The organism is Adlercreutzia mucosicola DSM 19490 (genome assembly GCF_000422625.1).
In the GTDB taxonomy this organism is placed as follows: domain Bacteria; phylum Actinomycetota; class Coriobacteriia; order Coriobacteriales; family Eggerthellaceae; genus Adlercreutzia; species Adlercreutzia mucosicola.
On the sequence record NZ_AUGK01000003.1, the window covers coordinates 228,966 to 255,617 of the forward strand.

General features: G+C 64.9%; 19 protein-coding genes. 15 read left to right on the top strand and 4 right to left on the bottom strand.

Annotated elements, in window-relative coordinates:
• The first annotated feature begins 166 nt into the window (after positions 1-166).
• The 5 genes from rpoB to G503_RS0101055 all read left to right on the top strand — a co-directional run bounded on the left by rpoB (position 167) and on the right by G503_RS0101055 (position 10,474).
• On the top strand, positions 167-3,700 hold the full coding sequence (gene rpoB, locus G503_RS0101035; RefSeq protein WP_028026119.1) for a DNA-directed RNA polymerase subunit beta: 3,534 nt from the start codon (positions 167-169) through the stop codon (positions 3,698-3,700).
• A 3-nt stretch (positions 3,701-3,703) separates the two neighbouring features.
• A complete protein-coding gene (locus G503_RS0101040; RefSeq protein WP_028026120.1) occupies positions 3,704-8,125 on the top strand; it encodes a DNA-directed RNA polymerase subunit beta' in 4,422 nt (1,473 codons plus the stop codon).
• Positions 8,126-8,252: 127 nt separating this feature from the next.
• Positions 8,253-8,378: a hypothetical protein gene (locus tag G503_RS16830; protein ID WP_257483008.1), complete on the top strand. Its 126-nt coding sequence runs from the start codon at positions 8,253-8,255 to the stop codon at positions 8,376-8,378.
• Between the two features lie 126 nt (positions 8,379-8,504).
• Positions 8,505-9,044 carry a phosphoribosyl-ATP pyrophosphatase gene (locus tag G503_RS0101050; RefSeq protein ID WP_028026121.1) on the top strand — a complete coding sequence of 180 codons (540 nt, stop codon included), beginning with the start codon at positions 8,505-8,507 and terminating at the stop codon, positions 9,042-9,044.
• A gap of 2 nt (positions 9,045-9,046) precedes the next feature.
• Positions 9,047-10,474 (top strand): phosphoglucosamine mutase, encoded by a 1,428-nt coding sequence (locus tag G503_RS0101055; protein ID WP_028026122.1) that lies wholly within the window; start codon positions 9,047-9,049, stop codon positions 10,472-10,474.
• Here the strand turns inward: G503_RS0101055 and G503_RS0101060 are convergent.
• Positions 10,471-11,226: a hypothetical protein gene (locus tag G503_RS0101060; RefSeq protein WP_028026123.1), complete on the bottom strand. Its 756-nt coding sequence runs from the start codon at positions 11,224-11,226 to the stop codon at positions 10,471-10,473. The genes G503_RS0101055 and G503_RS0101060 overlap by 4 nt on opposite strands.
• A gap of 72 nt (positions 11,227-11,298) precedes the next feature.
• Here G503_RS0101060 and G503_RS0101065 point away from each other — a divergent pair, with 72 nt between their 5' ends.
• The 6 genes from G503_RS0101065 to G503_RS0101090 all read left to right on the top strand — a co-directional run bounded on the left by G503_RS0101065 (position 11,299) and on the right by G503_RS0101090 (position 17,183).
• Positions 11,299-12,246 carry a LytTR family transcriptional regulator DNA-binding domain-containing protein gene (locus tag G503_RS0101065; protein WP_028026124.1) on the top strand — a complete coding sequence of 316 codons (948 nt, stop codon included), beginning with the start codon at positions 11,299-11,301 and terminating at the stop codon, positions 12,244-12,246.
• 193 nt (positions 12,247-12,439) lie between these two features.
• A complete protein-coding gene (locus G503_RS0101070; RefSeq protein ID WP_028026125.1) occupies positions 12,440-12,652 on the top strand; it encodes a hypothetical protein in 213 nt (70 codons plus the stop codon).
• Complete coding sequence (locus G503_RS0101075; RefSeq protein WP_028026126.1) at positions 12,649-13,494, top strand: ABC transporter ATP-binding protein; 846 nt, start codon at positions 12,649-12,651, stop codon at positions 13,492-13,494. Before G503_RS0101070 ends, G503_RS0101075 begins: the two co-directional genes overlap by 4 nt.
• The gene (locus G503_RS0101080; RefSeq protein WP_028026127.1) at positions 13,494-14,267 is read left to right on the top strand and encodes an ABC transporter permease; all 774 of its coding nucleotides are present in this window, start codon (positions 13,494-13,496) and stop codon (positions 14,265-14,267) included. The genes G503_RS0101075 and G503_RS0101080 overlap by 1 nt, the downstream gene beginning before the upstream one ends.
• Before the next feature lie 125 nt (positions 14,268-14,392).
• Entirely contained in the window at positions 14,393-15,691 is a 1,299-nt protein-coding gene (locus G503_RS0101085) for an ATP-binding protein (protein ID WP_028026128.1), read from the top strand.
• 88 nt (positions 15,692-15,779) lie between these two features.
• Complete coding sequence (locus tag G503_RS0101090) at positions 15,780-17,183, top strand: sodium-dependent transporter (protein ID WP_235715458.1); 1,404 nt, start codon at positions 15,780-15,782, stop codon at positions 17,181-17,183.
• 320 nt (positions 17,184-17,503) lie between these two features.
• On the opposite strand, the gene G503_RS13005 is transcribed toward G503_RS0101090, so the two are convergent.
• The gene (locus G503_RS13005) at positions 17,504-17,803 is read right to left on the bottom strand and encodes a PIN domain-containing protein (protein WP_028026130.1); all 300 of its coding nucleotides are present in this window, start codon (positions 17,801-17,803) and stop codon (positions 17,504-17,506) included.
• On the bottom strand, positions 17,796-17,963 hold the full coding sequence (locus tag G503_RS16185) for a hypothetical protein (RefSeq protein ID WP_156891851.1): 168 nt from the start codon (positions 17,961-17,963) through the stop codon (positions 17,796-17,798). Before G503_RS16185 ends, G503_RS13005 begins: the two co-directional genes overlap by 8 nt.
• Before the next feature lie 306 nt (positions 17,964-18,269).
• On the opposite strand from G503_RS16185, the gene G503_RS15390 reads away from it, so the two are divergent.
• Positions 18,270-19,115 carry an Rpn family recombination-promoting nuclease/putative transposase gene (locus G503_RS15390; RefSeq protein ID WP_051190799.1) on the top strand — a complete coding sequence of 282 codons (846 nt, stop codon included), beginning with the start codon at positions 18,270-18,272 and terminating at the stop codon, positions 19,113-19,115.
• An 11-nt stretch (positions 19,116-19,126) separates the two neighbouring features.
• Here the strand turns inward: G503_RS15390 and G503_RS0101115 are convergent, their stop codons facing one another.
• Positions 19,127-20,572 (bottom strand): helix-turn-helix transcriptional regulator, encoded by a 1,446-nt coding sequence (locus tag G503_RS0101115; RefSeq protein ID WP_169628134.1) that lies wholly within the window; start codon positions 20,570-20,572, stop codon positions 19,127-19,129.
• Positions 20,573-20,888: 316 nt separating this feature from the next.
• Between G503_RS0101115 and G503_RS15865 the strand changes: the two genes are divergently transcribed.
• The 3 genes from G503_RS15865 (at position 20,889) to ppk1 (ending at position 26,586) form a co-directional block, all read left to right on the top strand.
• Positions 20,889-21,335 (top strand): FMN-binding protein, encoded by a 447-nt coding sequence (locus G503_RS15865; RefSeq protein ID WP_084636191.1) that lies wholly within the window; start codon positions 20,889-20,891, stop codon positions 21,333-21,335.
• Positions 21,336-21,443: 108 nt separating this feature from the next.
• Positions 21,444-22,904 carry an FAD-binding protein gene (locus G503_RS0101125; RefSeq protein ID WP_028026132.1) on the top strand — a complete coding sequence of 487 codons (1,461 nt, stop codon included), beginning with the start codon at positions 21,444-21,446 and terminating at the stop codon, positions 22,902-22,904.
• Positions 22,905-23,184: 280 nt separating this feature from the next.
• Entirely contained in the window at positions 23,185-26,586 is a 3,402-nt protein-coding gene (gene ppk1 / locus G503_RS13020; protein WP_202805145.1) for a polyphosphate kinase 1, read from the top strand.
• The last annotated feature ends 66 nt before the right edge of the window (positions 26,587-26,652 follow it).

Here is a 26,652-nt window from a genome sequence, read left to right on the forward strand (position 1 = left end):
CGGGACGCTCCGCGGCGCGGGCGAACAACGCCCCGTTCCAGGGGCATTTTCCAGACAATTTCCATAGCTGCTAAAAATTTTTCTTGACTCGGCCATCGCGCAATAGTATTTTAGCGAATTGCAACTTTTTTCAGATTTGCGATGGACGTGAAGGAGGAACAGCCTCGTGGCTCAAGGAAAAAAATCCGCTCCCACCAGCCTTTACAGGGATCGCCGAAGCTTCGCGAAGATTCCGGACGTTATGGACGTCCCCAATCTGATCGCTATCCAGACGGAAAGCTTCGATTGGTTCAAGAACGAAGGTTTGGCCCAGGCCTTCGCCGACGTGTGCCCCATTGAGAACAACACCGGGGACATGTGTGTCGAGTTCGGCAAGCATGAGTTCGGCGAGCCCAAGTACACGGTGGATGAATGCAAGGAGAAGGACGTCACCTACCAGGCGCCGCTCTTCGTCGAGATCCGCTTCATCAACCGTGAGACCGGCGAGATCAAGGAGCAGGAGGTGTTCATGGGCGACTTCCCGCTCATGACCCCTCGCGGCACCTTCATTATTAATGGTACCGAGCGCGTCGTGGTGTCCCAGCTCGTCCGTAGCCCGGGCGTGTACTTCGCCGCCGAGCGTGACAAGACCTCCGACAAGACCATCTACAACGCGAAGGTCATCCCTTCCCGCGGTGCGTGGCTGGAATTCGAGACCGACAAGCGCGACCTGCTTTCCGTGCGCATCGATCGCAAGCGCAAGCAACCCGCGACTCTGCTCGTGCGCGCGCTTGGCCTGGCCGAGACCCGCGAGGAGATCATCGAGCTGCTCGGTTCCTCCGAGATGGTGCTGCGCACTCTGGACCGCGACCCCGCCACCACCAAGGAAGAGTCGCTCATCGAGCTGTACAAGCGCTTCCGTCCCGGCGAGCCGCCGACCATCGATTCCGCCCGCACGCTGCTCGACGGCCTGTTCTTCAACCCGCAGCGCTATGACCTGGCGAAGGTCGGCCGCTACAAGATGGACAAGAAGCTCGGATTTGCCCCCGAGGAGAACGACTCCTCCACGCTGACCGATGAGGACATCATCCGCACGATGCGCTACATCATCGGTCTGCACAACGGCGACGAGGGCTTCGCCACCGACGACATCGACCACTTCGGCAACCGCCGCATCCGCTCGGTGGGTGAGCTGATTCAAAATCAGTTCCGCATCGGATTGTCCCGTATGGAGCGCGTGGTGCGCGAGCGCATGTCCATGCAGGAGCCCGACGAGATCACCCCGCAGTCGCTGGTGAACATCCGTCCCATCGTGGCCGCCATCAAGGAGTTCTTCGGTTCCTCCCAGCTGTCCCAGTTCATGGACCAGTCGAACCCGGCCGCGGGCATCACCCACAAGCGCCGTCTGTCGGCTCTGGGCCCGGGCGGTCTGTCCCGCGAGCGCGCCGGCTTCGAGGTGCGCGACGTGCACACCTCCCACTATGGCCGCATGTGCCCCATCGAGACCCCTGAAGGCCCGAACATCGGCCTGATCGGCTCGCTGGCCGCCTACGGTCGCATCAACCCCTACGGCTTCATCGAGACGCCCTACCGCCGCGTGATCGACGGCAAGGTGACCGACGAGATCGATTACCTGACCGCCGATGAGGAAGAGAACTTCACCATCGCCCAGGCCAACGACCTGTTCGACCTTGAGACCCGCGAGTTCGGCTACACCGACGAGGACGGCGTGTTCCACAAGTCCACCCGCGTGCTCGCCCGTACCACCGACACCAACGGCGTGTTCGGCGAGGCCATGGACGTGCCGCCCGAGCAGGTGAACTACATGGACGTCTCTCCGCGCCAGATGACGTCGGTGGCTACCTCGCTCATTCCCTTCCTCGAGCACGACGACGCTAACCGTGCCCTCATGGGCTCGAACATGCAGCGCCAGGCCGTGCCGCTGCTGCGTCCCACGGCCCCGCTCGTGGGTACCGGTATCGAGCACCGCATCGCCGTGGACTCCGGCGAGATCCTCGTGGCCCAGCGCCCCGGCGTGGTGGACTACGTGGATGGCCAGACCATCATCATCCTGAACGACGAGGGCGAGTACGACGAGTACCTCATCCCGAAGTTCCAGCGCTCCAACCAGTCCGGCTGCATCAACCACCGTCCCATCGTCCGCAAGGGCGACGAGGTGTGCGCCGGCGACGTGCTGGCTGACGGCCCCTCTTGCGACGGCGGCGAGCTGGCCCTCGGTCAGAACCTCATGATCGCCTACATGCCCTGGGAAGGCTACAACTACGAGGACGCCATCATCGTGTCCGAGCGCGTGGTGTCCGAGGACCTGCTCACCTCCATCCACATCTCCGAGTACGAGATCGACGCCCGTGATACGAAGCTGGGCCCCGAGGAGATCACCCGCGAGATCCCGAACATCTCCGAGGACATGATCTCGGACCTGGACGCCGACGGCATCATCCGCGTGGGCGCCGAGGTGTTCCCCGGTGATGTGCTCGTGGGCAAGGTCACCCCGAAGGGCGAGACCGAGCTGACCGCCGAGGAACGCCTGCTGCGCGCCATCTTCGGCGAGAAGGCCCGCGAGGTGCGCGACACCTCGCTGAAGGTGCCCCACGGCTCCGGCGGCCGCGTCATCGGCATCTACCGCACGTCCCGCGACGCCGGCGACGACCTGCCTCCCGGAGTGAACGAACTTGTGCGCATCTACGTGGCTCAGAAGCGCAAGGTGCAGCAGGGCGACAAGCTGTCGGGCCGCCACGGCAACAAGGGCGTTATCTCCCGCGTGCTGCCCGTGGAAGACATGCCCTACCTCGCCGACGGCACCCCCATCGACGTCATCCTGAACCCGCTCGGCGTTCCCTCGCGAATGAACGTGGGCCAGCTTTTGGAGAACCACCTCGGCTGGGCCGCCAAGTGGGGCTGGTCCGACGCCGAGGACACCGACGAGGTCGTGGAAGGCCCCATCCACGTGGCCACGCCCGTCTTCGACGGCGCCACCGAGGAGGAGATCTCGGACGCCATCGAGAAGGCGAACCGCAACCTCATCAACATGAACCACGCCAAGTACGGCGACATGGCCCGCGACGAGCTGGTGCCCCAGCTGTCCCGTACCGGCAAGACCTGGCTGTACGACGGCCGCACCGGCGAGAAGTTCCGCGAGCCGATCACCGTGGGCCAGACCTATATCCTGAAGCTCGGTCACATGGTGGACGACAAGATCCACGCCCGTTCGACCGGCCCCTACAGCCTCATCACCCAGCAGCCCCTGGGCGGCAAGGCCCAGTTCGGCGGCCAGCGCTTCGGCGAGATGGAGGTGTGGGCCCTGTACGCCTACGGTGCCTCCAACGTGCTGCAGGAGATCTTGACCGTGAAGTCCGACGACACGTCGGGCCGCGTGAAGTCTTACGAGGCCATCGTGAAGGGCGAGAACATTCCGGCGCCCGAGGTGCCCGAGTCCTTCAAGGTACTCGTGAAGGAAATGAAGTCGCTGTGCCTGAACATCGAGCTGAAGGGCCACGACATGCAGTCCATCAGCGAGGACGAGATCGACGCGGTGGACGACGATCAGGCCCTGTACAACGCCCTGGCCGCTGATGCCAAGAAGACCGAAGACGAAGAGGCCGACGCCATCGGCGCTCTCGCCGATGCGGTGGGCAGCCTGGTGGACGATCTTGATTTCGATTTGAACACCGACCTCATCGGTGGCGGAGAGGAGGCTTAAAGCATGACGGAATTCGACGTCAACAATTTCGACGCCCTGCGTATCTCGCTTGCTTCCGCTGAGGATGTGCGTAGCTGGTCCCGTGGCGAGGTGAAGAAGCCCGAGACTATCAACTACCGCACCCTGAAGCCTGAGAAGGACGGCCTGTACTGCGAGAAGATCTTCGGTCCCACCAAGGACTGGGAGTGCGCTTGCGGCAAGTACAAGCGCGTGCGCTTCAAGGGCATCGTCTGCGAGCGCTGCGGCGTTGAGGTGACCCGCTCCAAGGTGCGCCGCGAGCGCATGGGCCACATCGAGTTGGCCGCGCCCGTGAGCCACATTTGGTACTTCAAGGGATCCCCGTCCCGTTTGGGCTACCTTTTGGACATTCCGCCGAAGGAACTGGAGAAGGTGCTGTACTTCGCCAGCTCCATCATCACCTCGGTGGACAAGGAGGCCCGCGAGGAGGACGTGGACGATCTGCGCGACGAGCTGGCCGCCGACCTGGAGGAGCTGGACGCCGAGCGCGACCGCCTCATCGAGGCCACCCGCAAGCTGTCCACCGACTACGTGCCGGAAGACGACGACTTCGTCGACGATCTGGATGACGACGAGCGCTTGACCCCCGAAGAGGTGGAAGAGGAGATCGCCGACATCTACGAGGAGTTCAACGAGCGCAAGGCCCTGCGCCAGGACGCCTTCGACGCCTTCCTCAAGATCGAACCGAAGCAGCTCGTGCCCGATGAGGCCCTCTACCGCGAGATGCGCGCTTGCTATCGCGACTACTTCACCGGCGGCATGGGCGCCGAGTCCGTGCGCGACTTGCTTGACGCCATGGACCTGGAGGCAACCTCCGAGGAGCTGCGCGAGGTCATCGCCACGGGCAAGGGCCAGAAGCGCGCTAAGGCCGTGAAGCGCCTGAAGGTGGTGGACGCGTTCCTGAAGTCGGACAACAAGCCCTCCGGCATGATCCTGGACGTGATCCCGGTCATCCCGCCCGATTTGCGCCCCATGGTACAGTTGGACGGCGGCCGCTTCGCCACCTCCGACCTGAACGACCTGTACCGCCGCGTCATCAACCGCAATAACCGCCTGAAGCGCCTGCTGGATCTGGGTGCCCCCGAGATCATCATCAACAACGAGAAGCGCATGCTGCAGGAGGCCGTGGACTCCCTGTTCGACAACGGCCGTCGGGGACGCCCCGTCACGGGCCCGGGCAACCGCCCGCTGAAGTCCATCTCCGACATGCTGAAGGGCAAGCAGGGCCGCTTCCGCCAGAACCTGCTCGGCAAGCGCGTGGACTACTCTGGCCGTTCGGTTATCGTCGTGGGCCCGCAGCTGAAGCTGCACCAGTGCGGCCTGCCGAGCCAGATGGCCCTGGAGCTGTTCAAGCCCTTCGTGATGAAGCGCCTGGTGGAGCTGGAGTACGCCGCCAACATCAAGGCCGCCAAGCGCGCCGTGGACCGCGGTGCCAGCTACGTGTGGGACGTGCTGGAAGAGGTTATCGCCGAGCACCCCGTGCTGCTGAACCGCGCACCAACCCTGCACCGTCTGGGCATCCAGGCCTTCGAGCCGGTGCTGGTCGAGGGTAAGGCCATCAAGCTGCATCCGCTCGTGTGCACCGCCTTCAACGCCGACTTCGACGGCGACCAGATGGCCGTGCACGTGCCGTTGGGTGCCGAGGCTCAGGCCGAGGCCCGCGTGCTCATGCTGTCCTCCAACAACATCAAGTCCCCGGCCCATGGACACCCGCTCACGGTGCCCACCCAGGACATGATCATCGGCCTGTACTATCTGACCGCTGTGCGCGACGGTTTCCCGGGCGAGGGCCGTGTATTCATCGACCTGGATGACGCCCTGAACGCCTACGATGCCCGCGCCGATCTGGACCTCCAGGCCAAGATCTCGGTGCGCCTGCCCTACAACATGAAGGTTGCCACCGCGTTCAACACCTTCGAGGATCACAAGGAAGGCGAGCGCATCGAGACGAGCGTGGGCCGCATCATCTTCAACGACGTGCTGCCGCCGGACTATCCTTATCTGAACTACGAGATGAACAAGAAGGAGATCAGCCGCCTGGTAGAGGACGTCACCAACACCTACGACCTGTCCGAGGTGCCGCCGATCCTGGACGGCCTGAAGGACGCGGGCTTCCACTATGCCACCCGCGCCGGCGTGACCGTGTCGGTGTACGACGCCACCATCCCGCCCTCCAAGCCCGAGATTCTGGCCCAGGCCGACGCGCGCGTTGCCGCCATCGACGAGGACTACGAGATGGGCCTCATGTCCAACGAGGAGCGCCACAAGCAGGTCGTCGACATCTGGAACGATGCCAACGAGGAAGTCGGCGAGGCCATGGCGGAGAACTTCGACAAGTTCAATCCCATCTACATGATGGCCTTCTCCGGCGCCCGCGGTAACATCAAGCAGATTCGCCAGCTGGCCGGTATGCGCGGTCTTATGTCCGACCCGAAGGGCGAGATCATCGACCGTCCCATTAAGGCGAACTTCCGCGAGGGCCTGTCGGTACTGGAGTACTTCATCTCCACCCACGGCGCCCGTAAGGGTCTGGCCGACACCGCGCTGCGTACCGCCGACTCGGGCTACCTCACCCGTCGTCTGGTGGACGTGGCCCAGGATGTCATCATCCGCGAGATCGACTGCGGCACCACCGAGGGCGTGAGCTACCCGGTGCGCAACGAGAAGAACGAGGTGGACGAGAACCTCGTGGGTCGCTGCCTCTTGGAGCCGGTGGCCAACCCCGAAACCGGCGAGATTCTGGCCGAGGCCGGCAGCTACCTGCGCTCCATGGCGCAGCTGCGCGAGCTGGACGCGGCCGGTATCACCGAGGTGGTCATCCGCACCATCATGACCTGCCATGCCGAGCACGGCGTCTGCCAGAAGTGCTACGGCTGGGATCTGGCCACGGCCCGTCCGGTGAACATCGGCACGGCGGTGGGCATCATCGCCGCCCAGTCCATCGGCGAGCCCGGCACCCAGCTGACCATGCGTACGTTCCACACCGGCGGCGTGGCCGGCGAGGACATCACCCACGGTCTGCCCCGCGTGCAAGAGCTCTTCGAGGCCCGCAAGCCCAAGGGCCAGGCGGTGCTCGCGGAGATCTCCGGCACCATGCAGGTGACCGGCGACAAGATGTCCAAGACCATCACCATCCACGACCAGGAGGGCAACTACCGCGAGTACACGGTGAGCGCCCGCGCCCAGCTTCTGCCGGGCGTGTACGACGGGTGCGAGGTGCGCGTGGGCCAGCAGCTGACCAAGGGTTCGGTGAACCCCCACGACCTGCTGCGCCTGACCGACCCGAACACCACGCTGCGCTACATCGTGGGCCAGGTCCAGGGCGTGTACGTGTCCCAGGGCGTGGACATCAACGACAAGCACATCGAGGTCATCGCGCGCCAGATGCTGCGCAAGGTGGCCGTGCTGGATGCCGGTGACTCCGACTTCCTGCCGGGTCGCCAGGTGAACCGCTTCGAGTTCGAGAAGGTGGCCAACGAGCTGATCGCCGAGGGCAAGGAGCCGCCGGTGGGCCAGCCGCTGCTGCTGGGCATCACCAAGGCGTCGCTCGCCACGGATTCCTGGATGTCGGCCGCGTCGTTCCAGGAGACCACCAAGGTGCTCACCGACGCCGCCATCGAGGGCAAGACCGACTACTTGGCCGGTCTGAAGGAGAACGTCATCATCGGCAAGCCGATTCCGGCCGGTACGGGCCTGCGCCGCTACCGCGACGTGCGCCTCACCTACAAGGGTCGCCCGGTGGATCGCATCAGCGGCGATACGCTGCCCGACTTTGCCCCCGACGCCCTGCGCGAGATCGAGGACCTGCTGCCCCAGCCCCAGGATTGGTCGCTGGACAACGACGGCTATTTCAATTCTGCGGGCTCCTTCGGCGGCTACTACAGCGCTCTTTCGGGACACCGCGGTCACAACCTGTCCGACGAGGACGCGCGCCTGTACATCTACGACGATCTGGGCGTGTCCCAGCGTTGGGCGAACAAGTTCTCCGAGGCCGGTATCGAGACCGTGGCCGACCTTCTGGGTCACACCGAGGAGGACCTGCTGCGCATCGAGGGCATCGGCGTGAAGGCCATCGAGGAGCTGAAGGAAGGCCTGGCGGCCCGCGATCTGATGCACGTGATCGAGGACGACTTGGCTGCTTCCTCCGACGACATGAGCCAGCTGTTGGATATGGTGTTCTCGCCCGACGACACCATCCTCATCGGCGGTGACGAGCCGCCGGTGTTCAACACCGATGGCGAGGAGATGCTCGGTGAGGCGCTGCCCCCGCGCTCCTATCAGCGCAACCTGGAAGAGCTGGACGCTCTGCTGGGTTCGGTCGGGGGGCTGGGCTCCTTCGGGTTCGGCGTGACCACCGCCGAGGACGAGGCCGCCAGCAACGCCGCTATGGAGGACGGCGAGGAGTAGGCGCTCGTCAGGCTTGAGTGATTTGGAGAAGGTGGCCCGTGCGGGTCACCTTCTTCTTGTTGTACGGGTATCATAGACGGGCTGGCAAAGTCCGAACGTGGGCGGCGCTTCGAGAGGAGTGTTGCCTATGGAGATAATCCTGGAAGCTCTTAACGTGCTGGCGATGGTTTCGACCATCGCCGCTTTCATACTTGAGGTATGGAGAACATGGAGGGAGGATAAACGCGAGGATGTCGTGGGAAGAAAAGAATAGGGGCTAGCTGCCACTAACCCCTATTCAAAACAACCCGCGCCGCCCGACCGGAGTATAAGGTCACTCGGGCTTTACCGGTATCTGCAGTATAGCATGCTCGCCTGCGAAGAGAAAGCAGTGTCACCTATGGTTGATAAGACGTACATCCCTGAAGGCGAGGTGCCCCCGGCCTCGCAGATCGGCGCCACGCTGGAAGCGCTTGGCGCCACGATTGCCGCGCGGCACGAGGCGGGGGAGGGCAGCTACACCTATCGGCTTCTGACCGGCAGCGTAGATGGCGTGCTGAAGAAGGTCATGGAAGAGGCCGGGGAAGTGGCCCTGGCTGCCAAGGACGTGGAGGGCTGGGCCACCTCGTCGCTGGCCGCGGCCGTGGCTTTGGACACGGCGGCGAACGGGACCGGTGCGGGGACTGGCCCCGTCGACGCTGCTGGGGCGCTGGCTGATTCTGATGCCCTTTCGGTGCAGCTTCCGCCCGAGTACGGCGAGGCGGTGGACCATCTGCGCTACGAGGCCGCCGACGTGGTGTATCATTTGCTGGTAGTGCTCGAGCGCTACGGCATCTCGCTCGACGAGTTCGCCGCCGAATTGAACATGCGCATGGCCGACGAGGAACGTCCCGCCGGCGCCGTGCGCCTGCACGGGGAATATGTGAGAAGGGGAAAGTAGCCATGGCCCGATTGTTTGGAACCGATGGTGTGCGTGGTATCGCCAACGTGGAACTCACCTGCGAGATGGCCTACCGCCTGGGTCAGGCTGCCGCCATGTACCTGGGCAAGACCATCGTGGTGGGGCGCGATACGCGGCGTTCCGGCGACATGCTGGGCGCGGCGCTTTCCGCGGGCATCATGAGCGCGGGCGGTACCGTGCTGGAGGCCGGCGTTATTCCCACGCCCGGTGTGGCCCTGCTCGTGCGCGAAATGAAGGCGGCGGGCGGCGCGGTTATCTCCGCCTCTCACAATCCGCCGGAGTACAACGGCATCAAGCTGTTCGACTCGGCGGGCTTCAAGCTGCCTGACGCGGTGGAGGACGAGATCGAGCGCTTCATTGTCGCGGGCGGCCTGGAGGGCCAGGTGGCGCGTATGGAAGAGGCGGCTTGGGATGCGTCCCAAGAGGCGACTGGTGCGGCCGCCGCCGATGCGACGAGCTATCTGGCATCGGAGATATCTATGCCCTCGGGCGGCTCGCTGGGGGTCATCGTGCCTTTGGAGCAGGCCCAGGAGATCTACATCAACCACGTGGTGCGCTCCATCCAGGACCAGGGTATTAGCTTCTCCGGGCTGCGCATCGCGCTTGACACGGGTCACGGCGCGTCGGCCCTCACAAGTCCCGAGGCGCTGCGGCGTCTGGGCGCCGAGGTTGTCGTTATCAACGATGATTACGATGGCATGGACATCAACGTGCAGTGCGGTTCCACCCATTTGGAGCCCCTGCGCATGCTGATGGCGGAATCCGGCGCCGATGTGGGCATCGCCCATGACGGCGACGCCGATCGCGTGATGATCATGTGCCCCGACGGCACCGAGGTGGACGGCGACATGGTGGAGGCCGTGTGCGCTCTGGATATGAGCGAGCGCGGCGTGCTGACGGGCAACTGCGTCGTGTCCACGGTGATGGCGAACTTCGGGTTCGTCCGCGCCATGCGCGAGGCCGGCATTAACGTGGTGCAGACGAAGGTGGGCGACCGCTACGTGCTGGAGGCCATGCGCGAGGGCGGCTACGCCATCGGCGGTGAGCAGTCGGGTCACATGATTTTGCTGGAGCACAATTCCACGGGCGACGGCCTGATGACGGCCTGCCAGTTCCTTGCCGCCGTGCTGCGCTCGGGAAAGCCCCTGTGCGAGGCCATCGGCGTGATGGAGAAGATGCCCCAAACCCTCATCAACGTGCGGGTGCGCGACAAGCACGCTGTGGACGGCAATGCCGAGGTGGCCGCCGCCGTGGCCGCCGCGGAGGAGGCGCTCGCCGGCGACGGCCGGGTGCTCCTGCGCCCGAGCGGCACCGAGCCGGTGGTGCGCGTGATGGTGGAGGCGGCCGACCCCGCCGAGGCCGAGCGCCATGCCCAGGCCATCGCCGCCGTGGTGGAGGCCTCTGTCTAGCGCGACTCCCGGGCGCTGCGCCACGCCTTCATGCACCGGCGCAGCCAGAGCAGGGCGAGGATGAGCCACGCAACGAGGTTGACTGCGAGCGCGGGGAGGGGAAGGCCCAGGGCGTCAGGCGTGCCCGTGGCCGCCGCGACGCAGCTGCCGGCGAGAAACCCCACAGGGCTTGCCGCGACGAGCGGCGCCCACTGCGGCCCGAGCGCACCGAGCAGCGGCAGCATACCGGCAACGACGAGGGGCCAGGCCCATCCGTTCGTGCGCATCTGGTCGGCAGCGCGCAGGCCGCATCCGCAGAACAGCACGAGAACGGGCAGACTGCCCACGGCCGTCAGCGGCACGGCCGGCCCAAGACAGCCCCGAGGTGCGCCCGCGAGCGCCAGGCACACGGGGACGAGTACCGTGCATCCCACGGCGCCGACGATCACCTTCGCCGCTACGATAGCCTCCAGGCTCGCGCCTCCCCGCACCATGACGTCGTAGGTGCCGTGGGCGTCCTCCTCGCTCATGGCGAACAGGGTGACGACTCCGCCCGCCTCCAGGGTGGGCAGGATCGTCGCGAAGGCCATGAGGAAAACGGCGAAGCCGGGCGTTGCGGTCAGCTCGTCGGCCAGCGTGGCCCCGAAGAGCCATGAGAAGGCCGCGGCCACTGCCGCGCACAGAAGCACCGTGGGATTGCGCAGGGCGCAACCCGCATCGCGCGCGACAAGTGCGCCGATGATGCGCGGCGTCGCGCGCTCCTGTTGCTCCATGACCGTCTTTCCTTCCCTTATCTTTCCGCTCGCCATTATAATAAACGGCGCAACCGACTGGGAAGAGAAGCTATGGCCTCAGAGACCTTCGCCACCGAATACCTCTCCATCGAAGCGCTCATCCGCGCGGAGGCGGGGCAGGCGTGCCGCAGCGTGCACGTGGAATGCGCCCGCGAGACGAGCCTGCGCGCCCGCCAGGCCGTCGCCGAGATCCAGGGTGCGCGCCGCGGTGCCTACTTTCTGGAAGACGACGGCGGCTTCGACCGCGATACGACGCGGTCCTATCTGCGCTTTTTCGCTCGGCTCGCCGGACGGGACGGCACGGCGGTTGGGGACGCCCTGGCCCATTTCGGCCTGGAGGGGTGCACCCGTTCTCTGGTGGCGAAGCTCGCGCCCGAGCAGCGTGCCCTGCTCGCCTTCGCCCGCATGAGCCTCTTCGAGCCGGAGCTGTGCTTCTGCGAACGGCCCCTGCTGGATTTAAGCGCTCCCTCCCGTGCCCTCGTGCTGGCGTGGATCGCCGAGCGCCATGAGGCCGGCACCGTGTTCGTCACCGTGGGCCAGCCCCTGCGCGAGGCGCTTCTTTTGCCGGGGCGGGCGTTTTGGGAAGAAGAGGGGCGCCTGTTCGCGGCCGATGTGGAGGAGGCGGACGTCGAGGAGGACGATGGCTTTTCCGACGAGGTGCGCGTGTGCAAGATCGCCGCGAAGGCCGGCGACGCCACATTGCTGCTCGACCCTCGCGACATCGACTTCATCGAGAGTGCCAACCGGGTGAACTACGCGAGCGTGCGCGGCGAGCTGTACCCCACGAGCCTCACCATGGACGAGCTGGAGGCCGAGCTCGGCCGCTTCGGGTTCTTCCGCTGCCACCGCTCCTATATCGTGAACGTGCAGAAGGTGGCTCGCGTGGAGCGCTACACCCGCAACACCTTCAACCTCGTGCTGTCCGACGCGGTGCATACCTCGCTGCCGCTGTCGAAGGGCCGAGCCGAGGCCATGCGCGACCGTTACGGCTGGAAGTAGAAGCCGCTGCGGAATCTGCGCGCGGGGCCCTCCCGCCGGCCTTGCCCTGCTCCTCTCGTGCGCCCGTGGGCTCCTCTCGGGCAGCCGATGCGCGCGTCGTGCAGAAGATATTGCAGGCAGCGGTCGCTTTTCCGATCATGGGCCCCGTCAGTTCACCGGCGCTCTCGCGGCGCCCTGAAAGAGAGGATTTCCCATGATCACGACCCACGCCCTCACCATTCTGATTGGTGCCCTCGCCTTCGCCTTCGTGCTTATCGGCGCGGGGGTGGTGTACCTGCAGCGCCATATCGACGAAGGCCTCGCCAAGGTGAACAAGCGCTTGGACGCCCTAGAGCCCGGCCACTCCGCCTCGGCCGAGACCGGCGACGCCGCCGTGGCCGTCGGCACCTTGAGAGCCGCTCGATGAGCGCGGCCATTCTCTCCATGGAGGCGGTGGGTCTGAGCTTCGGCGACAAGCGCGTGCTCGACAACCTCACCTTCTCGGTGCGTCGCGGCGAGGTATTCGGCTTCCTGGGTCCGTCGGGAGCCGGTAAGACCTCCACCATCAAGCTGCTTACGCGCCAGCTCTCTCGCGACGGGGGTCGCATCAGCCTGCTGGGGCGCCCCCTCGAGCGCGCGACAGAGGCCGACTATGAGCGGGTGGGCATCCTGTCGGACACGAGCGCTCTGTACGACCGCATGTCCATCGCCGACAACGTGGAGCTCTATGCGCGGCTGCGCGGGGTAGGGCGACGTCGGGTGCCCATGCTGCTTCAGCGGCTCGGCCTGGCCGAGGATGCCAAGACGCTCGTCAAGCACTGCTCGAAGGGCATGCGTCAGCGCGCGGCCCTTGCGGCGGCCCTCGTGCACGAGCCGGAGCTGCTGTTCTTAGATGAGCCGACAAGCGGGCTCGACCCTGTGGCTCGTGCCGAGGTTCACAAGCTGCTCGCCGACCTGCGCGCCCGGGGCGCGACGGTGTTCCTCACCACCCACGACATGGCCGAGGCGGAGACGGTATGCGACCGCGTGGCCATCCTGGCCGACGGTGCCATTGCCGCCTGCGACGACCCCGACGAGCTGAAGTTGCGCTATGCTCGCAACCGCATCGCGGTGCGCACCCGCACGCGCGGCACGCTGGAGCTCTCCAAAGACCCCGCCGATGTCGCAAAGCTGCCCGAGCTGGCCTGTGCCGGCGAGCTGCTCGCGGTGCATTCCGACGAGCCGAACCTGGAGGAAGTGTTTCTGGAGTTGACGGGAAGGGAGTTCTGATGCAAGCGAATCTGCGCAAGTTGGGCGCCCTTATCGCCAAGGACGCCGCCGATCTCGCCAAGAACCCGACCATGATCCTGTGCGTGCTGATGCCGGTGGGGTTCGCCGTGTTCTACCGGTTCTTCATCGGGGATATGGGCCTGGCCGGTTCGCTGCGCGGCGACGGAGGCCTGGGCGCGAGCCCCCAGGTGACGTCGGTCGTCCAATACATCGTGCTGTCGATGTCGCTGTGCCTGTCCATCGGTATGGGCGCCTCTGTGTCGCTCATCTACGGGCTGGCCGAGGAGAAGGAGAAGCACACCCTGCGCACGCTCATGCTGGCGAACGTGAGCGCCGAGCAGCTCATGCTGGCCAAGGGGTTCGTGGCCTTCGTCCTGACCATAGCGACCGAGTTGGTGTGCTTCGCCGTGTCGGGGGCTCCGTGGAGCCTGGCAGGGTGGTATCTGCTCCTCGGTAGCGTGGGGGCGGTGCCCGTCATCCTGGTGTCGCTCGTAGTGGGGCTCGCCTCGCGCGACCAGATGACCGCGGGCCTGTACAGCGTGCCGGTGCTCCTGCTGACCATGGCGCCCATCTTCGGCAGTTTTTCCGAGGGTATCCGCGCGGTCGTGTGCTTCGCACCCACGGGAGGCGCGGACGAGCTGCTGCGCCTTATCGTCAGCGGAAGCCTGACGCCGGCGGCTGCGGTGGCGCCCCTCGCGGTGACGACCGTGTGGATGGTGGCGGCCGTAGTGGCCTTCAAGCTGCTCTACCGCCGCCTCCTCCGCGATAACTAATGTCCGGATCGGCCTCCTCCAATTGCAAGGAGGGGGTCGAATTCATTGTAAACAGCAGGTTGAAATAGTTGCAAAGAGTGGGTTAAAATTGTTGCAAAGAGCAGATCGCCTAATTTGGAGCAGCCATGAAAACCTACTTGCCGCGTATTGTAGACGCCGATTTAACAGAGCGTTTGTCCTATGCTGGCGCTGTTGCGATACGGGGTCTGAAGTGGTGCGGGAAGACGGCCACTGCCGAGCAGCAGGCAAAGAGCGCCGTCTTCATGCAGGATCCTGACGAGCGCGATAACAATCAGATCCTTGCGAACACAAAGCCCTCTCTTCTCCTTGCGGGAAGCAAGCCTCGTCTTATTGATGAGTGGCAGGAAGCGCCTCAGCTGTGGGATGCGGTGCGTTATGCCGTGGATCGATCGGATGAGTCGGGCCAATTCATGCTCACCGGTTCGGCCACGCCGCAGGAAAAGCCCCGGCATTCGGGAACGGGACGATTCTCCTTCCTCGATATGTGCACTATGACGCTTTACGAGTCCGGCGACTCGACGGCTGAGGTGAGTTTGCGCATGCTGTTCGGTCGTGCTTGTCAGGGGGAGGATCGCACCGCTTCCGCTGATGAGGGGGAAATAGGGGGCTATTCTTCCAAGGACATTGAAAATGTCGCTTACTTGATATGCCGCGGAGGATGGCCTCGGGCTGTAACAACGGAAAGCGAGCGAGCCTCGCTTCGCATGGCCTACGACTATCTCGACGCTATTGTCGAGGAGGATATCTCGCGCGTGGACGGAGTGTCGCGGAACTCGCAGTATGCGCGCGTTATTCTTCAGGCCTACGCCCGGTGCAGCGCCACTCAGGCCGATATGGGGACGGTGCGCAGCAATCTGAAGGCTCGTGGGAGCGACCTATCGAAAGATACTGTGCACTCGTATGTCGGCGCGTTGAGGAATCTCTACGTGATCGAAGATATGCCCGCGTGGTCTCCTTCCCTGCATGCGCGGTCGCGTATCACGACTACCCCTGTGCGCTATTTCGCCGATCCGTCTATAGCGGCGGCAGCGTTGGGGGCCACTCCGGGCCTTCTCTTGAAGGATATGTCCACGTGCGGTCTCCTGTTCGAGAGTCTTTGTGCGAGGGATCTGCGCGTCTATGCCGAGGCGCTCGGCGGTCGAGTGATGCATTATCACGATAATACCGGGCTGGAGGCTGATGCGGTTGTCGTTCTGCCAGACGGAAGATACGCGCTTTGCGAAGTGAAAATGGGCGCTAAGTTCATTGAGGAGGGCGCTTGCAGTCTGAAGAAGCTGGCGGGAAAGATCGACCGGGGTATTATGGGCGAGCCCTCGTTCCTCGTTGTGATAACGCCTGGCGGGTATGCCTATCGGCGGGACGATGGAGTGTATGTCGTTCCCATTACGTGCTTGGCCCCTTGAGGTCGTTGTTGCCTGCCGACGAAAAGCCGCGCCCAGACGTCCCGTCATTCGCTATAGTGGTGGGCGTGGAACTTTCAAGGAGGACGCTGTGACGAACAGAAGCGACAACATCGTGGCGGAAGAGGCGCGGGCCATCGAGGTCGGCGAGGAGACGGGCGCGACGGCCGGTCGGCGGCGTGACACCTGGGCGACGCATACGGGCTTCATCCTCGCCTGCGTGGGCAGCGCGGTGGGTATGGCCAACATCTGGCTGTTCCCGTACCGCGTGGCCCAGCTCGGTGGTGCGGCTTTCCTCATTCCGTACCTCATCTTCGTGGCGCTGCTCGGTTTCACAGGCGTGATCGGGGAGATGGCCTTCGGTCGCGCCATGGGCACGGGTCCCATGGGCGCTTTCGGGCGCGCCATGGAGATGCGCGGCGTGAAGAACGGCAATCGCATCGGCAAGGTCATCGGCCTCATTCCCACCCTGGGGTCGCTGGCCCTGGCCATCGGGTATGCGGTGGTGCTCGGCTGGGCGTGCCATTACTTGTTCTCGGCCCTGACCGGCGAGCTCATGGCCCAAGCCGATACGGGCGCCTTCTTCGGGGCCATGGCGTCGGACTTCGGCAACGTGAGCTTCCACCTGCTGGGCTTGGCCATCACCTTCGGCATCATGATCCTCGGTGTCTCCCGCGGCATCGAGAAGGCGAACAGAGTGCTCATGCCCACCTTCTTCGTGCTGTTCATCATCATCGCCATTCGGGTGGCCACGCTGCCGGGGGCTGAGGCGGGCTACATGTATCTGCTCGTGCCCCGCTGGGAGGCGCTGCTGAACCCCACGACCTGGGTGTACGCCCTGGGGCAGGCCTTCTTCAGCCTGTCGCTGGCCGGCTGCGGCACGCTCGTGTACGGCAGCTACCTGAAGAAGGACGTGGATGTGGTGGATGCGGCGAAGAACGTCGCCATCTTCGACACTATTGCCGGCCTGGTGGCCGCCTGCGTGGTGGTGCCGGCGGTGTTTGCCTTCGGATTGGATGTGTCTTCGGGGCCGCCGCTTTTGTTCATCACCCTGGCCCAGGTGTTCCAGGAGATGCCCTTTGGTGGCATCTTTGCCATCATCCTGTTCGTGGCCGTGGTGTTTGCCGCCATTACGAGCCTCATGAACCTGTTCGAGGCACCCGTGGAGGCACTCCAGGTGCAAGCGGGGCTTTCGCGGGCGGCCTCGGTGGGCATCGTGGCGGTGCTCGCGGTGGCCGTGGGCCTGTTCCTGGAGAACGGCAGCGCCGTGAGCGACTGGATGGACGTCATCTCCATCTACGTCATTCCCGTGGGAGCGTTCTTGGCGGCCGTCATGTTCTTCTGGGTGTGCCCGGCGGGCTTCGCGAAGCAGCAGGCGGAGCTCGGGCGCGCGAAGCCCTTGGGGAAGTGGTTCAACTTCATGACCCGTTACGTGTTCGTGGGCATCACCGCCGTGGTCATCGTGCTCGGCATCTTCTACGGCGGCATCGGGTAGGGAGTCGCTGGCGGCTTTCCCCATACCTTGTTGAAGTCCCCGTCTCTGTTGACGAACCCATGGGGGCCGTTGACGCGACTGTGCTCCTCGCTTGCAGACTATCGTTTCGCTGATGCCTCCCGCGGAACTATCGGCAGAACGATGGCCAATGCGCGGTATGGACCGAAGGCGATCGCTCAGTTCTTGGGAAAGGCGCCGGCGTCATAGACGAGACCCTTGCCTTCCATAAGGTCGAGCCATGCGGCGGGCGAGATGGCCGGCACCATGGAGCGGTCGAAGCCCTTGGCATCGCGCGTGATAAGATAATCGGCCCCGGCCTTCTAGGCCGCGATGGCAACGAGGCAGTCCCTATAGTCATCCCATTGCAGACGTGCGGCGCGCGTGAGGTCGTCGGCGGTCAAGGCAACGGGCGTGATGATGTGGCAGGTTTCCAAGAGGGCCTGCTGGATGCGCTGCGAGCTCGTGTACCGCTCAAGTACATAACAGGCGTCTTTGGGTGATTGCGCCGCCATCCACAAGGTTACATTGCCGAAGAACCCGGCGGCTACAATGCGTTCAGCCTGGACGAAGAAGGACTCTCGCCGACCGAGATAGTCGATGAGGATGTTCGTATCAAGCACGAGATTCGTGGTCGGCGGGAAGCGATTGGTGGGCCAGCAGATAATCGAAGGCGCTGTTGATGAGGTCGGAAGTGCTCGCTCCTAGCGAAGCGAGCAGACTTACCCCTGCCTCCTTCTTAGCCTGCGGAATGCGGGCGCTTACCAAAGTGCTCTCCATCATAGCCTCCTTTCGAAGATAGTAATACGTATAACACCTTGTGAAATGCCTGTCAGGGGATAGGGAAACATCTCATGGTGTCTGAAACTTGGGACACATGATGCGGGCGTAGGGAGCGAAAGATGATGCGGACGCGAACGGGTAGCGGCTGCTGGGCGGCCGTGGGGTGTTTCGGGAGCGGTTTTGAGCGGTTACGAAGTGACTCTCGGGCGGTTGGTGTGCGGTTCTTGGGCGGTGGTTCTCGCGACGAGAATGCGGTTGTGCGACTGTATGCTCCTTTCATCGTTTGGTTGCGGCGAAAGGGATAGCATGGAGCAGCGAAGGCTGAGTTTCACAAATCGGTGGATGTTCAATCGAGTCATGCTGGAGGAGCCGATCTGTCGCAAGGTGATCGAGGCGGCGCTTGGTATTAAGGTGGAGCATATCGAGTATCTGAATGCTGAACAGGTGATGGAGCCAGATCCGACGAGCCACGGGATTCGCATGGACGTGTACGCGCGCGAAAGTGGGCGCATGTACGATGTCGAGATGCAGATCGATGCGGAGCCATGCTTGGGGCGACGGTTTCGCTACTACCAATCGTCGTTGGATGCGCACGAGTTGCCGCAGGGTGCCGACTATGACGAGTTGCCAGAGAGCTTCATCATATTCATTTGCTGCACTGATCCCTTTCGTCGGGGGCTGCCGGTCTATCACCTCGAACGAACCTGTTGTGAGATGCCGGAGATGGAGGTGGGCGATGGATCTCACTGGATGGTGCTGAATGCCCATGATTGGGGCGAGGTAGATGGCGGGGGTCTGTTCGATTTGCTAAGATACATTGGAACAGGCGAAACGGCTGGCGCGCTGTCGCGGGAGATTGATCGTGCGGTCACGCGGGCCAATGCGGACCGGAAGTGGGTGGGCAAAGTGTGGTCAGTCAGCACCATCGAGGAGAACGACGCACGGCGCCGTCGTATTGAACTGCGCATGGCTCGTGCTGAAGGCCGCGAGGAGGGATTGGAAGAAGGACGGGGGCTGGGCGCCGTCCAGGGCGAGGCTCGCTTTGCGGCGTTGGCGGATCGGCTTCTTGAGGCGGGCCGGCTCGACGATTTGAAGCGGGCCTCGGTTGACGCCGCTTTCCGTGGCGCGCTTTTCAAGGAGCTTTCTCTGTAGGATGTCTTCCGCTACTCGTCCTCCCCATAGGTGGCGAGGGTGTCGGCGAGCTCTTGCCGACTATGCACCTCGGCTTTGGCGTAGATGTTGCGCAGATGAGTGCGCAGGGTGCTCTCGGTGATGCAGAGGCGCTCTTGGATGACCGCGTTGTTCTTGCCCTCCATCACCAAGCGGGCGATCTCCTCCTCGCGCTTCGAGAGGCCGAAGTCGCGGGCCGCTTGGCTCAGGCGCATCCCCAGGGTCTCCTCGGATTCGCGCACCAGGCCTTTGGACTCGCCGCGTTTCTTGAACCAGCGGCTCACATCGCTCTCGCTCATCACGAAGGCGGCGTTCACCACGATGATCACGATGACGAGCGAGACGGTCACGGGGAAGGCGAGCTGGGCTGCGGGCAGCACGTAGTCGATAACCAGCTGGGCCAGGGTGCTGCACGCGGTGAGTGTCGCCTGACCGATGGCGAACACGCAGGCTGCCGCCAGGCGCGAGCGCAGGGCGATGCTGCACCACAGCGTCCAGGTGAAGATGCGGAAGAACGACCAGCTGACGCCGATGGCGAACGCCTCGTACTGCTGGTTGCCGCTCTCCAGCACCAGCACGAGGATCACGCTGCCCACGAACAGCGGCGTGAGCCAGCGGTACAAAATGGTGAAGTTCAGCCGCTCGACGCGCCGCACGGCGATGGCGGCGGTGATGAACGACACGGCGAGTCCCGCCAGCAGAGTGTACAGCTCGGCCGAGGGGGACTTCGTCTCGGACAGGGTGTTCACGATCAGCACGACGCCGCCCAGGATACCCACGCCGACGAACAGGCGCCACGGCGGGCGCTGAAGGGTCTTGGCTCCCGCCGCCTCGCTCTGGGGCAGTCCGGCGAAGGCGCTGTCGTTGCGCAGGGTGAGCAGCAGCGCTCCCGAAACAAGGGGGAGCGCCGCATGGGTGATAAGGGCCGCCAAGGGCGTCAGCCCCGCCACCAGCAGGCAGAGGGCGAAGGTGACGCCGTAGGCGAGGGCGACGCACAGCAGGGTGTCGCGGAAGCGCACGCGGCACAGGCATTCCGCCCACAGCAGGAAAAGCAGGGCCTTCGTGGCCTTCAGGGCATAGCCGGCTATCAGGCCTGCCGGCAGATCGAAGAGCCACCCGCAGCTGTACTTAATAAGAGTGGCGGCGCAAATAAGCAGTGGCGCGGCGATCACCAGTCCGCGGTGGCTCATCAGGTCGCCGCGACGGCGCACGAACAGCGCCAGCAGCGCGAGCAGGGCTAAAAACAGCCCCGTCTCTAGGTGGCTGCCCGCGATGACCAACCCGGCGCTTACCGGTTTGGGCGCGGGGAACAGCGTCGGCGAGATGCCCACGGTCTGCCATCCCATATAGAAGCCGAGCCCGCAGGCCAGCACGGCGAAGGCGGACGTGGACATGCCCTCGATGGGGCCGCTGGCGCGCGCCGAAGACATCCTGCTCATGAAATCCTCCCCTGAAATGTCGATGACGAGGGTCGCAGGGCCGTGAGGTATCCGAGGTATCGGCGATTGCGATCGGCCCTCTGTCAAATAACGCGGCATTAGTTTACCAAAGACACCGTCTTCAAAGCGGGAAGACGATTTTGAAAATTACCAGTTCAGAGCTGTCTTCTGTAAGAATACCTCACTGCTACCTCATGGCTACCACACTATTTTTCGCGCTACCTCACGGGGCTGATTGACGTTAGTTTCCCGCTGGGGCTTCAATACGGACGGTCCCGGCGGGAAGTCGCCCGCCCTACGAGAGAGGATGATAGCTATGAGACGACCTGCGGTAGCGCTGTCCTGCTGCCTCGCACTTTCGGCGAGCCCCCTGCTGGCGGGATGCTCCCCGGCCGCTTCCAACGAGCCCGCGCAGCCCGAGGGCAATGTGGAAGCCGCCCAGGATGCGAACGCTCCGGCGAAGGAGGGTGCCGCGGCCCCCAAGGCCGACTACAAGGACGGCACCTACACCGGCGAGGGCCAGGGCATGGGCGGCCCCATCACGGTGACGCTCACCGTGAGCGGCGGCACCATTGCCGTGGACGAGATCACCGAGGCCGGCGAGACCCCCGGCGTCGGCGGCAAGGAGGCCGTGGCCGACGGCACCTTCAAGATGCAGATTGAAGAGGCCCAGTCCGCCGAGATCGACGGTGTGACCGGTGCCACCATGACCTCGGGCGGCGTGCGCGAGGCCGTGGAAGCGGCGCTGGCCCAGGCCAAGTAAACGCGTCACCGCCCGCAAAGGCTTTTCAGGGAGGCGGCGGCTGCGACGGGCCACGGTGACGAGGCTCGGGTGCTGGAGGCCGCCGGCAACAAACAGAAGGAGAGAACCATGAGCATGAATCGTCGTCAGTTCTGCGCCCTGGGCACCGCCGGTGCCCTGACCGCCATCGCCGCCGGCATGGTGGGCTGCGCCAACGAAAGCGGCAAGCTGTCCGACACCGGTGCTGCAGCGCCTGCGGCCACGGCCATCGGGGATGCCAGCGTGAACTTCGGCCAGGAGGTGGGCATCCTCGTGGTGGGCGCCGGCATTTCCGGCATGTTCGCCGCCATCGACCCGGCCGCGGCGGGCAAGAACGTCCTCATCGTGGACCAGAACGCCACCTACGGTGGCGACGCCATCTACTCGGCCGCCTGCCAGATGTGCTCCACGGCCAAGCTGACCGAGGAGGAGCGTCCCGACAAGTATATGAGCCCCGAGGAGGTGCGCGAGAAGTTCGCGCCCTACTACGAGGACAACCCCGAGGGACTGGATCGCACCGTGCTGCTGCAGGACTGGGGCGGCCGCTACATTGATCGCATGCACTACGACTGGGGCTACCAGTTCCAGGAGCTGCGCGAGAGCCCCTACCACCAGGCCTTCTTCCCGAAGGACGGCCTGTGCACCATGAAGAGCGAGTTCGAGCTGATCAACGAGAAGGTGACCGAGGCCGGGGCGAACTACCTGTTCGAGACCACCTTCAAGACGCTGATCACCGACGAGAGCGGTGCCATCGCCGGCGCCCGCTTCGTCCAGAAGGACGGCTCGCTTCTGGACATCAAGGCCCAGGCCGTGGTGCTGGCCACCGGCGGCTATGTGTCCAACCAGGAGTGGATGGTGAAGTACGCGCCCGAGTGGGCCTTCCTCGGCAACATCGTGTCGGGCCGCAAGGGCGACGGCATCGCCGCCGGCGTGGCCGCAGGCGGCACCTTGGCGGGCATGACCGCTTCCAGCAACCTGAACCCGCGCTACGAGGCCGGCCACATGCTGGGCACGTTCTATCCGCTCATTGGACTTTTGCCCAACGGCAAGCGCTTCTACTGCGAGACGGCCGTGCACGATGCCGCCACTGGTGCCCTGGCCGCCGGCTACAACGAGTGGTACAGCATCTGGGACGGTGTGGCCCAAAACGGCATCGACCAGGAAGTGATCGCCCATGCCGGCAACGCCATCCAAACGGCGAACACCGTGGAGGAGCTGGCCGAGAAGATGGGCCTGGCCCTGGAAACGGTGCAGGCGGCCCTGGCGAACTGGGATGCTATCTGCGACAACCAGGAGGATCCCGACTTCGGCAAGACCCTGTTCCTCCAGAAGCTGCAGCCGCCCTACTACTTCCTGCGCAACTACCCCGTGCGCTACAAGAGCTGCGGCGGTCTGGCCGTGAGCGATCGCATGGAGGTGCTCGACGAGGGCGGCAACCCCATTCCCAACCTGTATGCCTGCGGCTGCACCGCCGGCACCGAGGATATTGTGCCCGCCGCCGGCTCCGGCATGCTGGTGAGCACCACCTTGGCCGAGGACTACGCCGCTTAGGCACTTCCGACGGGCACCGCGCCGCGTTGTCGGCCGAAGCCGACCGACCTTTCGCAGGTGCCCCTCTTTTCGCCTTCCCGCCTCCCACCGCCTCGATTCCCTCCCCGAGGCGGTGGGATTTTGTTTTTTACCTGGGCTGTTGCCGTCCCGTAACGAACTGGCCACAGCTGCGGGTAATATCCCTTGGTCGTGATAAAATCAAGAGATCGGCCGCAGGAGCGCCCAGGTGCATCCAGGGGGCGTGCCGATTTTGATCACATACCTCGGGAGGCGGTATCTCATGAACCAGCAAGCATCCAAGGACGCGGCGAGCACGAGCGCTCTTCAGAAGCCCCCGTACATGCAGAATCGCGAGCTGTCCTGGCTTGATTTCAACAAGCGCGTGCTTGATCAAGGCGCCGATCCCACGGTGCCCCTGCTCGAACGGTTGAACTTCATCTCCATTTTCTGGAGCAACCTCCAGGAGTTCTTCATGGTGCGCGTCGGCAGTCTGACCGACCTCTCGCTGCTGAAGAAGTCCATCATCGATCCGAAGTCGGGCATGACGCCGGCCCAGCAGCTGGATGCCATCTACGCGCGCTGCCACGAGCTGTACCCCTACTACGAGGAAACCTTCGAGAACCTCACGGGGCTGCTCGCCAAGGAGGGCATTCACCAGGTGCGCAAGGACAAGCTCACCGACGAGCAGCTGGTCTTTTTGGACGACTACATGCGCGACAACGTGCTGCCCTTCCTGTCGCCGCAGATCGTGAACGCGCGCCATCCCTTCCCGCACCTGGAGAACGGCGGCCTCTACATTATTGTGCGCCTGGACGAGCAGGCCCCGCCGAAGGTGAAGAAGACCAAGGAGGAGAAGGCCCGCGCCAAAGCCGAGAAGGCTGACAAGACGGAGAAAGCCGACAAAGCCGACAAAGCCGAGCGCAAGCAGTCGAAGAACCTCGGCGCCGAGGGCGTCACCCTGGGCATCATCCCCCTGCCGCGCCAGACCGACCGCGTCATCGCGCTGCCCGGCGAGGGTCTGTCCTACATGCTGGTGGAGCACGCCATCGAGATGTGGGTGCCCGAGATCTTCTCCATGTACACGGTGAAGCACACCAACATCATCTGCGTCACGCGCAACGCCGACCTGGACGCCACCGAGGGCGCCGAGGAGCAGGGCGAGGACTACCGCGAGCACATGAAGCGCATCCTGAAGCGCCGCAGCCGCCTGGCCCCGGTGCGCCTGGAAAGCGAGCGGCCGCTGTCGCGCACGGTGAAGGGCCTGCTGCTGGACAAGCTGGAACTGGCCGAGCACCAGCTGTACGTGACCCGCGTGCCCCTGAACATGGGCTACACCTGGGGTCTGGCCGGCCGCCTTCCCGCGAAGAAGCGCGCCGAGCTGACCCAGGCGCCGTTCGCGCCCCAATGGCCCGCGTGCCTCGACCGCAATCGCTCCCTCATCCAACAGGTGAGCGAGCGCGAAGTGCTGCTGTCCTACCCCTACCAGTCCATGGACGCCTTCGTGCAGCTGCTGCGCGAGGCGGCGATCGATCCGTCGGTCATCTCCATCAAGATCACCCTGTACCGCCTGGCCAGTCAGTCGCACCTGGCCGAGGCCCTCATCGCCGCCGCCGAGAACGGCAAGGACGTCACGGCCCTGTTCGAGCTGCGCGCCCGCTTCGACGAGTCCAACAACATCGAGTGGTCCCAGCGCTTCGAGGCGGCCGGCTGCCATGTCATCTACGGCTTCCGCAACTTCAAGGTGCATTCGAAGATCTGCACCATCACGCGCCAGACCGCCGACGGCCTGCAGCACATCACCCAGCTGGGCACCGGCAACTACAACGAGAAGACGGCGAAGCTCTACACCGACTTCTCGTTCATCACCACCGATCCGCGCATCGGCGCCGACGCGGCCGACTTCTTCCGCAACATGGCTCTGGAGAACACCTCGGACAACTACGACACGCTGTGGGTGGCGCCGCTGATGATCAAGCAGAACATCCTGCGCGGCATCGACGAGCAGATCGCCCGGGCGAAGGCCGGCGAGCCGGCGGGGCTGTTCTTCAAGACGAACTCCATCACCGACAAGGAAGTGATCGACAAGCTGGTGGAGGCGTCCCAGGCCGGTGTGGAAACGCACCTGTTCGTGCGCGGCATCTCCTGCATCCTGCCCGGCGTGCCCGGCTACACCGACCACGTGCACGAGGTGTCCATCGTGGGGCAGCTGCTGGAGCACAGCCGCATCTACGGCTTCGGCCCGCGCGAGAGCTGCACCATCTACCTGTCCAGCGCCGACCTCATGACGCGCAACATGGACAAGCGCATCGAGATCGCCTGGCCCATCCTGGATGACACCCTGCGCGAGCAGGTGCTGGGCTACCTGGACATCAGCTGGTCGGACACGGCGAAGCTGCGCGAGCTTCTGGCCGACGGCTCCTACACGCCCCTCGGTTATTTCGCGAAGCGCGACGAGGATGGCGATGTGGAGCTGTTCGATTCCCAGAAGTACCTCATCGCCGAGGCCCAGCGCATGCACCTGGCCGCCGCCGAGCTGGCCGCCAGCGAGGAAACCGTGAACGGCGAGGGCGCGCGTTACGTGTTCCCCCTGGGGAAGGTGGCCGCGACGACGCCTGAGCCGGCGGTCGTGGAGACCGAGGAAGAGTCCGAGTTCGTGGCATCGCTGACGGAAGAGGAGCGCGTGGACCGGCATCTGGCCCGGGCGGTGAAGGCCGCTGCCCTGGCCACCCAGGCCGAGCGCGCCGGGGCCGGCGACATGGTCGAGGTGGATCCGGAGATGTGGGCCGCCGTGGAGGCTGAGGTGAAGGCCATGCGCGATGCCGCCGCGGCCATGACCGCAGCGGCGGCGGCCACGGCGGAAAGCGTGCTGCAAGCGGTGACCCATCCCGAGCTGGCCATGGAGCTGCTGATGACCGAGACCCTGGAGGCCCAGGCGGCGCGCCCGGCGACCACGGCGCGGGAGGCGGGGGAGGAGCCGGCCGCGCCGGCGGTGCCCGCTGAGCCGAAGAAGGCTGCCGTGCCGGCTGCGGCCGCCGCGCCCGCGGCCGAGTCCGCGACACCTGCGGCTCCCAAGGGCATCGAAGAGGGGGAAGCGGTGTCGGCCCTGCAAGCCGCTTCGGGGGCCGCGGCCTCCGTGCAGCAGGGGGCTCCCGCCGCGCCCAAGAAGAAGGCCGCCCCCAAGGCCAAGCCCGCTGCGGCTCCCGCGCCCGCGCCCGCTCCGGCAGCGGCACCTGCCGCCGTGGCGAAGGCTGAGGCCGCCAAGACCGCGACGCCGACCGCCCAATCAACGGCACCTGCTACGGCGGTCAAGGCCACCCCGGCCGCCAAGCCTGCGGCGCCCGCGAAGGCCGTTGCCCCCGCGTCTGGCCCGACCGCCCCGGCACCGGCGACTTCCGCATCGGCCTCGCAGCCCGCGTTCGCCCCGGCCGCCCCGGCCTCCGTACCGGCGCCGGCAGCTCCGCAAGCCGCTTCCGCCTCGGCGCCGGCGACTTCAACGGCTTCCGCTCCAGCCTCCGCAGCATCGGCTCCCTCCGCCGAGCCCGCGCCGCGCGCTTCGGTGGCCACGTCGGCGCCCATTGCCGAGTCTGCAGCTGCCCCCACCTGCGAGATCGTCCCCGCCGAGGTGATCGACGCCAAGAAGGGCAACTTCCTCACGCGCCTGCTCAAGAAGCTCTTCGGCTAACATGTTGAAAGGCCCGATGGCCGGCTGCTTCGGCAGCCGGCCATCGGGCCTTGAACGTCTAATGCT

Coding starts and splice junctions, on each gene's coding strand:
- G503_RS0101040 (WP_028026120.1), top strand. CDS start 3,704: ATGACGGAATTCGACGTCAACAATTTCGACGCCCTGCGTATCTCGCTT.
- G503_RS16830 (WP_257483008.1), top strand. CDS start 8,253: ATGGAGATAATCCTGGAAGCTCTTAACGTGCTGGCGATGGTTTCGACC.
- G503_RS0101050 (WP_028026121.1), top strand. CDS start 8,505: ATGGTTGATAAGACGTACATCCCTGAAGGCGAGGTGCCCCCGGCCTCG.
- G503_RS0101055 (WP_028026122.1), top strand. CDS start 9,047: ATGGCCCGATTGTTTGGAACCGATGGTGTGCGTGGTATCGCCAACGTG.
- G503_RS0101060 (WP_028026123.1), bottom strand. CDS start 11,226: ATGGAGCAACAGGAGCGCGCGACGCCGCGCATCATCGGCGCACTTGTC.
- G503_RS0101065 (WP_028026124.1), top strand. CDS start 11,299: ATGGCCTCAGAGACCTTCGCCACCGAATACCTCTCCATCGAAGCGCTC.
- G503_RS0101070 (WP_028026125.1), top strand. CDS start 12,440: ATGATCACGACCCACGCCCTCACCATTCTGATTGGTGCCCTCGCCTTC.
- G503_RS0101075 (WP_028026126.1), top strand. CDS start 12,649: ATGAGCGCGGCCATTCTCTCCATGGAGGCGGTGGGTCTGAGCTTCGGC.
- G503_RS0101080 (WP_028026127.1), top strand. CDS start 13,494: ATGCAAGCGAATCTGCGCAAGTTGGGCGCCCTTATCGCCAAGGACGCC.
- G503_RS0101085 (WP_028026128.1), top strand. CDS start 14,393: ATGAAAACCTACTTGCCGCGTATTGTAGACGCCGATTTAACAGAGCGT.
- G503_RS16185 (WP_156891851.1), bottom strand. CDS start 17,963: ATGATGGAGAGCACTTTGGTAAGCGCCCGCATTCCGCAGGCTAAGAAG.
- G503_RS15390 (WP_051190799.1), top strand. CDS start 18,270: ATGGAGCAGCGAAGGCTGAGTTTCACAAATCGGTGGATGTTCAATCGA.
- G503_RS0101115 (WP_169628134.1), bottom strand. CDS start 20,572: ATGAGCAGGATGTCTTCGGCGCGCGCCAGCGGCCCCATCGAGGGCATG.
- G503_RS15865 (WP_084636191.1), top strand. CDS start 20,889: ATGAGACGACCTGCGGTAGCGCTGTCCTGCTGCCTCGCACTTTCGGCG.
- G503_RS0101125 (WP_028026132.1), top strand. CDS start 21,444: ATGAGCATGAATCGTCGTCAGTTCTGCGCCCTGGGCACCGCCGGTGCC.
- ppk1 (WP_202805145.1), top strand. CDS start 23,185: ATGAACCAGCAAGCATCCAAGGACGCGGCGAGCACGAGCGCTCTTCAG.